The sequence below is a fragment of the Oerskovia rustica genome (assembly GCF_014836555.1).
In the GTDB taxonomy this organism is placed as follows: Bacteria; Actinomycetota; Actinomycetes; order Actinomycetales; family Cellulomonadaceae; genus Oerskovia; species Oerskovia rustica.
Map to the genome: position 1 here is coordinate 1 of NZ_JACSQQ010000009.1, position 13057 is coordinate 13057.

Sequence of the window (13057 nt, forward strand, 5' to 3'; positions counted from 1 at the left end):
GGGGCCCCAACCCGCCGCACCGCCCGCTCCACGTTCTCCCCGGGGAGCCCCGGGACCCCAGACAGGTAAGGACACCACCATGGCGAACTACACCGCAGCCGACATCAAGGCGCTGCGCGAGCGCACCGGCGCCGGCATGCTCGACGTCAAGAAGGCGCTCGACGAGGCCGACGGCGACTCCGAGAAGGCGCTCGAGATCATCCGCGTCAAGGGGCTGAAGGGCGTCGCCAAGCGCGAGGGCCGTTCGACCTCCGAGGGCCTCGTGGCCGTCGACGTCTCCGAGACCGAGGGTGGCCAGGTCGCCACGCTCATCGAGCTCAACTCCGAGACCGACTTCGTCGCGAAGAACGAGAACTTCCTCAACCTCGCGGCCCGCGTCCTGACGGCCGTCGCGGCCTCGGGTGCGGCCGACGTCGACGCAGCGCTCGCTGCGGACGCCGACGGTGAGTCCGTCCAGCTCGTCATCGACAACACCGCTGCGTCGCTCGGCGAGAAGATCGTCCTGCGCCGCACCACGCGTGTCGCCGGTGAGCGCGTCACCGCGTACCTGCACCGCACCGCCAAGGACCTGCCGCCGTCGATCGGCGTCGTCGTCGCCACGGACGTCGCCGGTGAGACCGTCGCCAAGGAGATCGCGCAGCACGTCGCCGCGATGTCCCCGACGTACCTGACCCGTGAGGACGTCCCGGAGGACGTCGTCGCGAGCGAGCGCCGCATCGCCGAGGAGACCTCGCGCAACGAGGGCAAGCCCGAGGCCGCGCTGCCGAAGATCATCGAGGGCCGCCTGAACGGCTTCTTCAAGGACGTCGTGCTGCTCGACCAGCCGCTCGCCAAGGACCCGAAGAAGACCGTCGGTCAGGTCCTCGCCGAGGCCGGTGGCACGGTCACCGAGTTCGTGCGGTACCGCGTCGGCGCCTGACGCCTTCCTCCGGTGGCCCGGTCCGCGCTCGCGCGGACCGCGCCACCGCGCACCGGGACCAGGCCAGGTCCTGGCGCACCACGCAACACCCCGGGGACCTTCGTAGGACCGTCCCCGGAACGTCCTGGGGCAGACCTCGGGAGCTCGGAACGACGAAGAACAGGTGGCGCTGCACATGGGCGACAACATCGAGACCACGACCCCGGCACGACGAGTTCTGCTGAAGCTCTCCGGTGAGACCTTCGGTGGCGGACAGATCGGCCTGGCGCCGGACGTCGTCCAGCGCGTCGCGGGCGAGATCGCGGAGGCCGTGCGTCAGGGCGTGCAGGTCGCGATCGTCGTGGGCGGCGGCAACTTCTTCCGTGGCGCCGAGCTGTCCCAGCGGGGCCTCGACCGCGCCCGCGCCGACTACATGGGCATGCTGGGCACGGTCATGAACTGCCTCGCGCTCCAGGACTTCCTCGAGCAGTCCGGTGTCGACACGCGCGTGCAGACCGCCATCACCATGGGCCAGGTCGCCGAGCCGTACATCCCGTTGCGCGCCATCCGCCACCTGGAGAAGGGCCGTGTCGTGATCTTCGGCGCCGGCGCCGGCATGCCGTACTTCTCGACCGACACCGTCTCCGTCCAGCGTGCCCTCGAGACGCACTGCCAGGAGGTCCTCATGGGCAAGAACGGCGTCGACGGGGTCTACTCCGCGGACCCGCGCACGAACCCGGACGCCGTCAAGCTCGACCACCTGACGTACACCGACGCGCTCGTCAACGACCTGGCCGTCATGGACGCCACGGCCTTGAGCCTGTGCCGCGACAACGACGTGACCATGCGGGTCTTCGGCATGGGCGAGCCGGGCAACGTGACCCGCGCGCTGCTGGGGGACAATATCGGGACACTGGTCACGACGAACTGACCGGACGACCGACGAACGACCCGGGCCGCACCGCGTCCCCGGGTGCGCCGCCTCGTGCGGCGCAGGACGGCTAGCCCAGCAACGCACGACGAAGGAGCACTGGTGATCGACGAGACCCTCCTCGAGGCCGAAGAGAAGATGGACAAGGCGATCGAGGTCGCCAAGGAGGACTTCGCGAACATTCGCACGGGACGTGCGAGCGGCGCGATGTTCAACAAGATCACGGTCGAGTACTACGGCGCTCCGACGCCCCTGCAGCAGCTCGCCTCGTTCAACACGCCCGAGGCCCGCACGATCGTGATCTCGCCCTTCGACAAGACCGCCCTGAGCGCGATCGAGAAGGCCATCCGTGACTCGGACCTCGGGGTGAACCCCAGCAACGACGGCAACATCATCCGTGTCGTGCTCCCCGTCCTGACCGAGGAGCGCCGCCGCGACTACGTGAAGCTCGCGAAGGGCAAGGCCGAGGACGCCCGCGTCTCGGTGCGCAACGTGCGCCGCCGTGCCAAGGAGCAGCTCGACCGTATCGTGAAGGACGGCGAGGCAGGGGAGGACGAGGGCACGCGCGCCGAGAAGGAGCTCGAGGCGCTCACCAAGAGCCACGTCGACACGATCGACGCGCTGCTCGCCGGCAAGGAGAGCGAGCTCCTCGAGGTCTGATGCAGAAGTCCGTACGCACCGATGACAAGTGATGCGGTCGCGTCCAGGCCCCGGCGCACGCCGAAGGCCGGGCGCGACCTGCCCAAGGCGATCTCCGTCGGGATCGGGCTCCTCGTGCTGGTGGGGGCCTCGTTGGCCTTCCGCCCCGAGCCGTTCGTGCTGCTGGCGACCGCTGCGGTCGGGGCGGCGCTGTGGGAGCTGAAGCAGGCCTTCCTCCGTCGTGACATCCACCTGCCGCTCCTGCCGCTCCTGGTCGGCGCGGCGGGGATCCTGATCTCGTCCTACTACTCGGGACCCGAGGCCCTCATGGTCTCGTTCGTCCTGACGGTGGCCGGCGTCGTGGTCTGGCGGGTCATCGACGGCTCGGGGACGGCAGCGGTGCGTGACGCCGCCGCGGGAACGTTCGCGACGGCGTACCTGCCGTTCATGGCGGGGTTCGTGATGATGATGCTGGCGAACCCGGACAACGGTCGGATCCAGGTCCTCCTGTTCATCCTGCTGGCCGTCTCGAACGACGTCGGGGGGTACGTGGCCGGGGTCCTGTTCGGGCGTCATCCGCTGGCGCCGTCGATCAGTCCCAAGAAGAGCTGGGAGGGCCTGGCGGGCTCGTTCGTCCTGGCGACGGCGATCGGCGTCCTGGGTGCCGTCTATGGGCTCGGCGTGAGCCCCGTCATCGGTGTCCTGCTCGGCATCATGGTGCCGCTCACGGCGACCGTGGGAGACCTGGCCGAGTCGATGATCAAGCGCGACCTAGAATTGAAGGACATGGGGTCGCTCCTGCCGGGGCACGGCGGCGTCCTCGACCGCCTGGACTCCATGCTCCTGACCGCTCCGTTCGTGTACCTGCTGCTCTCCGTCTCGCTCTGAGGCGGTCCCGTGAGGGCGAGCGCAGGCGCGGACGCACGCGCGCGTGCCGATGTGTCGCCCGACGCACCGGCGTGCTCGCTCGAGTGCACCGCGTCGTGCGTCGACGCGGTGCGCTGACCTGCTCCACCCGCTCCAACCTCTGGATCCTCCATGTCTGTTCGCCCGTCCGTCGAATCGAAGCCGCTGCCGCTCGTCATGTCGGCACCCCGCCGCGGGAAGCCTCCGCGCCACTTCGCCGACCTCTCCCCGGAGGAGCGCACGGCCGCGGTCGTCGAGCTGGGGGAGAAGCCGTTCCGCGCCAAGCAGCTCGCGACGCACTACTACGCGCACTTCACGAACGACGCGGAGGACATGACCGACCTCCCCCAGGCCACGCGGAACCTGCTCGTCGAGAACCTCATGCCGCCGCTGCTGACGCCCGCACGCGTCATGCAGGCCGACGGCGGGACGACCGTCAAGACGCTCTGGAAGCTCTTCGACGCGGCCAAGGTCGAGTCGGTGCTCATGCGCTACCCGAACCGGTCGACGCTGTGTGTCTCGAGCCAGGCGGGCTGCGGCATGGCCTGCCCGTTCTGCGCGACCGGCCAGCTGGGTCTGACGCGCAACCTGTCGACCGCGGAGATCGTCGAGCAGGTGCGCTCTGCCGCCAAGTCGCTCGCGGACGGTGACATCCCGGGCGGGCCCGCGCGTCTGAACAACCTGGTCTTCATGGGCATGGGTGAGCCCATGGCCAACTACAAGGCCGTCATGGGGACCATCCGCCAGCTCATCGCGCCCGCCCCCGAGGGCCTGGGCATGTCGGCCCGCAACATCACGGTCTCGACCGTGGGCCTGGTGCCGGCCATGAACAAGCTCTCGGCCGAGGGCATCCCGGTCACGCTCGCGCTCTCGCTCCACGCGCCCGACGACGACCTGCGCAGCGAGCTCGTCCCGATCAACACCCGGTGGTCGGTCGACGAGACGCTCGACGCGGCACGCAACTACTTCGAGGTCACGGGGCGCCGTGTCAGCATCGAGTACGCGCTCATCAAGGACATGAACGACCACGCCTGGCGTGCGGACCTCCTCGGCGAGAAGCTCACGGCTCGCGGTTCGGGCTGGGTGCACGTGAACCCCATCCCGCTCAACCCGACCCCGGGCTCGATCTGGACGGCGAGCGAGCGCGAGGTGGAGGACGAGTTCGTGGCTCGCTTGCGTGGGCACGGGATTCCGACCACTATTCGTGACACACGCGGCAGCGACATCGATGGTGCGTGCGGGCAGCTGGCAGCTGAGGAGGAAGCGTGAGTGCGTTGTTCAGCACCGTCTCGAAGGTGCGCAACGGGTACGACCCGGAAGAGGTGGACGAGTTCTTCGACCACGCGCGACAGGTCTACGAGGGCAGGAAGCCGGAGCGTCTGACGAGCACGGACATCCAGGTCTCGATGTTCGACCTGGTCCGCGGCGGGTACGACACCCATGAGGTCGACGCGGCCCTCGACCGCCTGGAGGGTGCGTTTATCGCCCGTCAGCGTGCCGAGTACGTCGCCGTCAACGGCCAGCAGGCGTGGATGAACGCGCTCGCCGAGCGGGCTCGCAGCCTGTACGGGCGCCTGGGGCGTCCGGACGGTGAGCGTTTCGCGCCGGCCGGGCGTGGCGAGTGGGGCTACGACATGGACGACGTCGACGACCTGTGCGACCGCCTCGTGGCGTACTTCGACCGCCAGGAGCCCATCACCGCCGCCGAGATCCGCAGCTCGACCTTCGCGCGTCGTCGCGGCAAGGACGGCTACGCGGAGGGCCCCGTGGACGCGTTCTTCGCCCGGGCCATCGAGGTGCTGCTCGGCGTCGAGTGACGCGGGGTACCACGGCTGCCCGACGGCGTCGCTCGTCTCGGACGGTCCCGGTACCTGGGAGGATGTCCGCATGAGTGTGCGCAGCGTGACCCTTCTCGGGTCGACCGGTTCCATCGGCACCCAGGCGATCGACGTGATCTCCCGCCATCCCGACCGCTTCCGCGTGGACGCGATCTCGGCAGGTGGCGCGAACGCGGACCTGCTCGCGCGCCAGGCGATCGAGCTGGGTGTGGCGAGGGTAGGCGTCGCGGACCCTGCGCGGGCCGCGGACGTCGAGGCCGCCCTGGCAGCGCAGGCTCCCCGTGCGGGCGCGCGGCCGGTCGAGGTGCTCGTCGGTCCGGACGCCGCGACAGATCTTGCGGGGGCAGGCTCCGACGTCGTGCTCAACGGCATCACGGGCTCGGTGGGGCTGGGCCCCACCCTCGCCGCGCTCGCCGCGGGCTCGACGCTCGCGCTGGCCAACAAGGAGTCGCTCGTCGTGGGCGGCGTGCTGGTCCAGGACGCGAAGCAGCGTCCGGACCAGATCGTCCCGGTCGACTCCGAGCACTCCGCGATCGCACAGGCGCTGCGTTCGGGACGTCCCGAGGAGGTGCGCCGACTGGTGCTGACGGCGTCGGGCGGCCCCTTTCGCGGGTGGGCGCGCGACGACGTCAAGGCGGTGTCCCCGGAGCAGGCGCTGGCGCATCCGACGTGGGCCATGGGCCCGGTCGTGACCATCAACTCGGCGACCCTCATGAACAAGGGGCTCGAGCTGATCGAGGCGCACCTGCTGTTCGACGTGCCGACGCAGGACATCACGGTCGTGGTGCACCCGCAGTCGGTGGTGCACTCGATGGTCGAGTTCGTGGACGGCTCGACGATCGCCCAGGCCTCGCCGCCGGACATGCGGCTGCCCATCGCCCTCGGGCTGAGCTGGCCGGACCGGTTGGGCGAGGTGGCCGCGGGCTGCGACTGGTCGGGTGCGACCGCGTGGACGTTCGAGCCGCTCGACGAGGAGCTCTTCCCGGCCGTGGGCCTCGCGCGTGCGGTGGTGTCGGCGTCGGCGACGCACCCCGCGGTCTACAACGCAGCCAACGAGGAGTGCGTCGCGGCCTTCCTGGCGGGTCGCATCGGGTTCCTGGACATCGTCGAGACCGTGCAGCAGGTCCTGGGCGAGCACTCGGGAACCTCGCGCGCCGCGGTCACGTTGGACGACGTGACGGGCGCCGAGGGGTGGGCCCGGGCCAGGGCTCACGAGATCCTCGCCCGCCGCTGAGCCCCTGGAGCCCCGGGCCTCCACGGACCGGTCCAGGTCCTGACGGGACTCAGGCCGCCCGCAGGAACCGGCGGTAGGTTCGGACCCTCAGCACTGGTCTTCCTCGTCTTCTCGCAGCACCCCCGAACGGAGTACTCATGGCCGCGGTGATCGGCATCCTCGTCGTGCTGGTCGGCATCCTCGTGTCGATCGCCCTGCACGAGGTCGGGCACATGGTCCCGGCGAAGAAGTTCGGTGTCAGGGTCAGCCACTACTTCGTCGGCTTCGGCCCGACCCTCTGGTCACGGACCAAGGGGGAGACCGAGTACGGGCTCAAGGCGATCCCGCTCGGTGGCTACGTGCGCCTCGTGGGCATGTACCCGCCCGCTGCTCCCGGCGCCAAGCAGTCGAACGGCTTCTTCGGTCGCATGGTGCAGGACGCGCGGGAGATGAGCGCCGAGGAGATCCTGCCGGGTCAGGAGCCGCGCGCGTTCTACAACCTCTCGGTGCCCAAGAAGGTCGTCGTGATGTTCGGCGGGCCGTTCATGAACCTCGTGATCGCGTTCGTGCTCATGACCGTGGTGCTGGTCGGTATCGGGTCGCCGCAGGCGACCACGACGGTCGCGACGGTGCCCGCGTGCGTGGCACCGGCCTCGGCCCCGGCGGACTACGAGTGCACGGCGAGCGACCCTGCGACCCCTGCCGCCGAGGCGGGGATCGAGCCCGGAGACTCGGTCGTGTCGTTCGACGGCGAGCCGGTCACGTCCTGGGACTCGCTGGTCGGCAAGATCACGGGTGCCGCGGGCCAGACGGTCCCGGTCGTGGTCGAGCGCGCGGGTGAGCAGGTCACGCTCGAGATCACCCCGACCGAGGTCGACCGTCCGGTCGTCGGTGACGACGGGCAGTACGTGACCGACGACGACGGCGAGCTGGTGCTCAAGCCCGCGGGCTACGTCGGGATCGCGCCGACCCAGGAACGGGTCTCGGAGCCGCTGAGCGCGGTGCCGGAGGCCATCTGGGCGCAGGTCTCGGGCACGGCGGCGGTCATCGTCGAGCTGCCGGCCAAGCTGGTCGACGTGGTGCAGTCCACGTTCGGCGGCGAGGAGCGGGACCCGGCCTCGGTGATGGGCCCGGTGGGCGTGGGGCGGATCGCGGTGGACGTCGTGGGGGCGGACCAGGTCGACGTGGTCGACCGGGTGGCGATCATGCTGAGCCTCCTGGCCTCGCTCAACATCGCTCTGTTCGCGTTCAACCTCATCCCGTTGCCGCCGCTCGACGGCGGGCACATCGCGGGTGCGCTGTACGAGGGGGCCAAGCGGCAGGGCGCCAAGGTCCGCGGCCGCCCGCGCCCCGCGCACGCGGACGTCGCGAAGCTCGTCCCGCTCGGTCTGGCGATGTGGGTCGTCCTGCTCGGCATGGGCGTGCTGCTGATCTACGCGGACATCGCCAACCCGATCCGCCTCACCTGACCTGCGCCTCCGGTCCCGTGAAGATCTCGCGAAGAGTCGTGTGCGGAGCGGGGCGGGGAACGGCGTCGGGCGCGGGCGAGGGGTCGGACGGGGGATACTAGGTCCGTGAGCGTACCCATCAGCCTTGGCATGCCAGCAGCACCCCCGCCTGTCCTCGCACCACGCCGCAAGACCCGCAAGATCAAGGTCGGCAAGGTCGACGTCGGCGGTGACGCCCCCGTGAGCGTCCAGTCGATGACCACGACCCCGACCACGGACATCAACGCGACCCTCCAGCAGATCGCCGAGCTGACCGCGTCCGGCTGCGACATCGTGCGCGTCGCGGTGCCCAGCCAGGACGACGCGCTCGCGCTGCCGGCGATCGCGAAGAAGTCGCAGATCCCTGTCATCGCGGACATCCACTTCCAGCCGAAGTACGTGTTCGCGGCGATCGACGCGGGCTGTGCCGCGGTGCGCGTGAACCCGGGCAACATCCGCAAGTTCGACGACCAGGTCAAGGAGATCGCCCGCGCCGCCGCGGACGCGGGCACCTCGATCCGCATCGGCGTGAACGCGGGCTCCCTCGACCCTCGCCTGCTCGCGAAGTACGGCAAGGCCACCCCGGAGGCGCTCGTCGAGTCGGCCGTCTGGGAGGCGTCGCTGTTCGAGGAGCACGGCTTCCACGACTTCAAGATCTCGGTCAAGCACAACGACCCGGTCGTCATGGTGCGGGCCTACGAGCTGTTGTCCGAGCGCGGTGACTGGCCCCTGCACCTCGGCGTGACCGAGGCCGGTCCGGCGTTCCAGGGCACCATCAAGTCGGCCACGGCATTCGGCGCGCTGCTGAGCAAGGGCATCGGCGACACCATCCGCGTGTCGCTGTCCGCGCCGCCGGTCGAGGAGGTCAAGGTCGGCATCCAGATCCTGCAGTCGCTCAACCTGCGCCCGCGCAAGCTGGAGATCGTCTCGTGCCCCTCGTGCGGTCGCGCCCAGGTGGACGTCTACACGCTCGCGGAGAAGGTCACGGCGGGCCTCGAGGGCATGGAGGTCCCGCTGCGCGTCGCCGTCATGGGCTGCGTCGTGAACGGGCCGGGAGAGGCTCGTGAGGCGGACCTCGGTGTCGCGTCGGGCAACGGCAAGGGGCAGATCTTCGTCAAGGGCGAGGTCGTCAAGACCGTGCCGGAGTCGATGATCGTCGAGACGCTCATCGAGGAGGCGATGCGTATCGCCGAGACCATGACGCCGGAGAACGACGCACAGGCCGGTCCGCCCGTCGTCACCGTCGGCTGAGTCGACGGCCATGGCGCGCTGGCACCCTCCGGGGCCGTGGTCCCGGCCCCAGGCTGCCCGGGTCCTGGGCGACGGGGACGTCGCCGAGGCGCTGAGCGTGTGCGCGCTGGACCCGGTGGGGTCGGTGCTCGCGGCCTCGCGCATCGTGGAGGCGACCCGGCTCTCGCACAGCGGCGGACAGGTGTGGGGCTTCCCCGCGCAGGGGCCTCTCGTGGCGATCTGCTGGGCAGGGGCCAACCTGGTGCCCGTCGTCCCGTCGCAGGGCGCGGACCGCGCAGAGGCGCTCGACGCGTTCGCCGCGCTCGCGCGCAGGTTCGGGCGCCGGGCGTCGTCGATCGTGGGTGAGCGCTCCGCCGCGCTGGGGCTGTGGGACAGGCTGTCCGAGCACTGGCCCGCGGCCCGGGACATCCGGGACGACCAGCCGTCGCTCATGATCGACCGGGCGCCGGACGTCGAGCCGGACCCGGCGGTCCGCCGGTCGGTACCGGCCGAGCTGCCGCTGGTCCTGCCGGCGTGCGTGCGCATGTTCGTCGAGGAGGTCGGGTACTCGCCGGTCGCCGCGGGCGGCAACGCCTACGCGGACCGCGTGCGCGGGCTCATCACGTCGGGGCGCTCGTTCGTGCGGGTCGACGGCGGAGCAGCGGCCGCCCCGCCGCCTCCCGGGACGGGTGCCCCTCTCGTGGGCGACCCCCTTGCCGGTCTCGCACCCGAGCGCGTCGTGGTGTTCAAGGCCGAGCTCGGTGCGGTCACGCCCGAGGTCGCGCAGGTGCAGGGCGTGTGGGTCGACCCCCGGTTCAGGGGGCGACGCCTGTCCGAGTCCGGCATGGCCGCGGTCGTGGAGATCACGCGCCGGGAGATCGCGCCGATCGTCTCGCTCTACGTCAACGCGTACAACGAGCGCGCGCTCGCGACGTACCGTCGCGTGGGGTTCGAGCAGGTCGGGACGTTCGCGACCGTCCTGTTCTGAGACCTACTTCAGGAGCTTCGACATGCGCCGGTCCGCGAGGACCTGGCCACCGGTCTGGCACGTGGCGCAGTACTGCAGGCTGCGGTCGGCGAACGACACCTCGCGCACGACGTCCCCGCACACCGGGCAGGCCTCGCCCGTGCGCCCGTGGACGCGCATCCCGCGGCGTTTGGCGTCCTTGAGCTCGGCCGCGGGCCTGCCCGACGACGTCGCGACGGCCTCGGTGAGCACGTCCCTGACCGCGTCGTGCAGGTGGGCCACGTCCTCGGCGTCGAGGCTGCGGGTCAGGCGGAACGGGCTGGTCCGGGCCGCGTGCAGGATCTCGTCGGAGTAGGCGTTGCCGATCCCGGCGATCAGGCGCTGGTCGCGCAGGACCCCCTTGAGCTGTTGGTTGCGCGCGCCGAGCAGCTCGGCGAGACGTTCGCGCGTGAAGTCGGGCCCCAGCGGCTCGACGCCCAGCGTCGCGATCGCGGGCACCTCGTCGGGGTCGTGGACCAGGTGGACCGCGAGCCGCTTGCGCGTGCCGGCCTCGGTGAGGTCGATTCCCGAGCCGTCCTCGAACCGGACCCGCAGCGCGAGCACGGCCCGCACGCCGCCACGGCTCGACGTGGGCCGCACGGGCGTCGTCGGTGCGTCCTCGGACCAGCGCAACCACCCGGCCCGGGCGAGGTGGAAGACCAGGTGCAGGTCGCCGTCGGGCACGCCGCTCGTGCTGCTCGTGCTGCCCGCGCTGGCCCCCGGGCGGACCGCCAGGTCGAGCCACTTGCCGTGGCGCGCGGCCCCCGTGACCGTGCCGCCCACCAGCGCGGACAGCGGGGGTGAGAACGTCTTGAGAGCCACGATCGAGGCAAGGTCCGCCGCCACGACGACGTGACCGGTCGCACGCTCGTCGAGGAATCGGACGAGCGCCTCGACCTCGGGCAGCTCGGGCACGGTTCCATGGTGCCCGCTCGTGCGCCGGAGCGCACCGGAGGGCAGGAGCAGGCAGCGAACCCTGCGGGGGAGCGGCGCCCGCGACGGTAGGATCGGGCCCATGTCTTCAGCCTCCAGCCGGGTGGTCGGTCCCCCCGTCAAGCCCCTCAAGATGACCTCCCTGTTCCTGCGGACGCTGCGCGAGGACCCGGTCGACGCCGAGGTCGCGAGCCACAAGCTCCTCGTGCGCGCCGGCTACATCCGTCGTGCCGCCCCCGGCATCTACACCTGGCTGCCGCTGGGCCTGCGCGTGCTCGCCAAGGTCGAGGCGATCGTCCGCGAGGAGATGGAGGACGCAGGTGGCCAGGAGGTCCACTTCCCGGCGCTGCTGCCGCGCGAGCCCTACGAGGCCACGGGCCGGTGGGACGAGTACGGCGCGAACCTGTTCCGCCTCACGGACCGCAAGGACGGCGACTACCTGCTGGCCCCCACGCACGAGGAGATGTTCACGCTCCTCGTCAAGGACATGTACTCGTCGTACAAGGAGCTGCCGCTCACGCTGTTCCAGATCCAGACGAAGTACCGCGACGAGGCGCGCCCCCGTGCGGGCCTGATCCGTGGCCGCGAGTTCATCATGAAGGACGCGTACTCGTTCGACGTGACCGAGGAGGGGCTCGAGGCCTCGTACCAGAACCAGCGCGCCGCCTACCAGCGGATCTTCACGCGCCTGGGCCTCGAGTACGTGATCGTGGCCGCGACGTCCGGGGCCATGGGCGGCTCGCGCAGCGAGGAGTTCCTCAACCCGACCGCGATCGGCGAGGACACGTTCGTGCGCTCGCCCGGGGGCTACGCGGCGAACGTCGAGGCCGTCGTCACGCCCGCGCCGGACGCCCTGCCCTTCGACGCCGCGCCCGCGGCGCACGTCGAGGACACCCCCGACACCCCGACGATCGACTCGCTCGTCGCGCTCGCCAACGCGCGCTTCCCCCGCCCGGACCGCGAGTGGACCGCGGCCGACACGCTCAAGAACGTGGTCCTCGCGCTCACGCACCCCGACGGCCGCCGTGAGGTGCTCGTCGTGGGTCTGCCCGGCGACCGCGAGGTCGACCTCAAGCGCCTCGAGGCGTCGGTCGAGCCCGCCGAGGTCGAGCCCGCGGGCGAGGCCGACTTCGCCGCGCACCCCGAGCTCGTCAAGGGCTACATCGGCCCCGAGGTGCTCGGCCCGCAGGGCCCCCAGGTGACCGTGCCGGCCGAGGGCAGGACGCCCGCGTCGTCGCACTCGGCCGTGCGCTACCTCCTGGACCCGCGCGTCGTCGAGGGCACCCGCTGGATCACGGGCGCGAACCAGCACGGCAGGCACGTGTTCGACCTGGTCGCCGGCCGCGACTTCACCGCCGACGGCACGATCGAGGCCGCCGAGGTCCGTGCGGGCGACCCCGCCCCCGACGGCTCGGGCCCGCTCGAGCTCGCGCGCGGTATCGAGATCGGCCACATCTTCGCCCTGGGACGCAAGTACGCGCAGGCCCTGGGCCTGACGGTCCTCGACGAGAACGGCAAGCAGGTCGTCGTGACCATGGGCTCCTACGGGATCGGCGTGACCCGCGCGCTCGCCGCGCTGGCCGAGGCGAACCACGACGAGGCGGGGCTCGCGTGGCCCGCGCACGTCGCACCGATGCACGTCCAGGTCGTGGCCACGGGCAAGGACCAGGCGGTCTTCGAGGCCGCCGCGTCGCTCACGGCCGAGCTCTCGGCACGCGGCGTCGAGGTCCTGTACGACGACCGCCCCAAGGTCTCGCCCGGCGTGAAGTTCAAGGACGCCGAGCTCCTGGGCGCCCCGCTCGTCGTGGTCGTGGGCCGCGGGCTCGCGGACGGCCTCGTCGAGGTGCGTCCGCGCCTGGGCGGCGAGGCCGTGCAGGTCCCCGTCGCCGACGTGGTCGACCTCGTGACCGACCAGGTCGCCGAGCTGCTCGCGTAGCGCGCGGCGGACAGAGACGGGGGGGGGGGGGGGGGGGGGG

Annotated in this window: 12 protein-coding genes; 11 read left to right on the plus strand and 1 reads right to left on the minus strand. The window is 71.2% G+C overall.

From position 1 onward, the window contains the following. Window positions 1–79: 79 nt before the first annotated feature. The 10 genes from tsf to H9652_RS06905 all read left to right on the plus strand — a co-directional run bounded on the left by tsf (window position 80) and on the right by H9652_RS06905 (window position 10130). Entirely contained in the window at window positions 80–919 is an 840-nt protein-coding gene (gene tsf, locus H9652_RS06860; protein WP_191795595.1) for a translation elongation factor Ts, read from the plus strand. Between the two features lie 175 nt (window positions 920–1094). Beyond that, window positions 1095–1829: a UMP kinase gene (pyrH, locus tag H9652_RS06865; protein ID WP_191795681.1), complete on the plus strand. Its 735-nt coding sequence runs from the start codon at window positions 1095–1097 to the stop codon at window positions 1827–1829. Between the two features lie 102 nt (window positions 1830–1931). After that, entirely contained in the window at window positions 1932–2489 is a 558-nt protein-coding gene (frr, locus tag H9652_RS06870; protein WP_030150600.1) for a ribosome recycling factor, read from the plus strand. A gap of 21 nt (window positions 2490–2510) precedes the next feature. Then, complete coding sequence (locus tag H9652_RS06875) at window positions 2511–3356, plus strand: phosphatidate cytidylyltransferase (protein WP_191795596.1); 846 nt, start codon at window positions 2511–2513, stop codon at window positions 3354–3356. A gap of 150 nt (window positions 3357–3506) precedes the next feature. After that, on the plus strand, window positions 3507–4643 hold the full coding sequence (gene rlmN, locus H9652_RS06880; protein ID WP_138824800.1) for a 23S rRNA (adenine(2503)-C(2))-methyltransferase RlmN: 1137 nt from the start codon (window positions 3507–3509) through the stop codon (window positions 4641–4643). Beyond that, the gene (locus H9652_RS06885) at window positions 4640–5191 is read left to right on the plus strand and encodes a DivIVA domain-containing protein (protein WP_030150597.1); all 552 of its coding nucleotides are present in this window, start codon (window positions 4640–4642) and stop codon (window positions 5189–5191) included. Before rlmN ends, H9652_RS06885 begins: the two co-directional genes overlap by 4 nt. Before the next feature lie 70 nt (window positions 5192–5261). After that, window positions 5262–6446 (plus strand): 1-deoxy-D-xylulose-5-phosphate reductoisomerase, encoded by a 1185-nt coding sequence (dxr, locus tag H9652_RS06890; RefSeq protein WP_191795597.1) that lies wholly within the window; start codon window positions 5262–5264, stop codon window positions 6444–6446. A gap of 137 nt (window positions 6447–6583) precedes the next feature. After that, the gene (locus tag H9652_RS06895; protein ID WP_191795598.1) at window positions 6584–7894 is read left to right on the plus strand and encodes a M50 family metallopeptidase; all 1311 of its coding nucleotides are present in this window, start codon (window positions 6584–6586) and stop codon (window positions 7892–7894) included. A 129-nt stretch (window positions 7895–8023) separates the two neighbouring features. Next, the gene (gene ispG, locus H9652_RS06900) at window positions 8024–9163 is read left to right on the plus strand and encodes a flavodoxin-dependent (E)-4-hydroxy-3-methylbut-2-enyl-diphosphate synthase (protein ID WP_191795599.1); all 1140 of its coding nucleotides are present in this window, start codon (window positions 8024–8026) and stop codon (window positions 9161–9163) included. 10 nt (window positions 9164–9173) lie between these two features. Then, a complete protein-coding gene (locus tag H9652_RS06905) occupies window positions 9174–10130 on the plus strand; it encodes a GNAT family N-acetyltransferase (protein ID WP_191795600.1) in 957 nt (318 codons plus the stop codon). A 3-nt stretch (window positions 10131–10133) separates the two neighbouring features. Here H9652_RS06905 and H9652_RS06910 read toward each other — a convergent pair whose 3' ends face one another. Next, window positions 10134–11063 (minus strand): Fpg/Nei family DNA glycosylase, encoded by a 930-nt coding sequence (locus tag H9652_RS06910; protein WP_191795601.1) that lies wholly within the window; start codon window positions 11061–11063, stop codon window positions 10134–10136. A gap of 100 nt (window positions 11064–11163) precedes the next feature. Between H9652_RS06910 and H9652_RS06915 the strand changes: the two genes are divergently transcribed. Further along, entirely contained in the window at window positions 11164–13017 is a 1854-nt protein-coding gene (locus tag H9652_RS06915) for a proline--tRNA ligase (RefSeq protein WP_225227863.1), read from the plus strand. The last annotated feature ends 40 nt before the right edge of the window (window positions 13018–13057 follow it).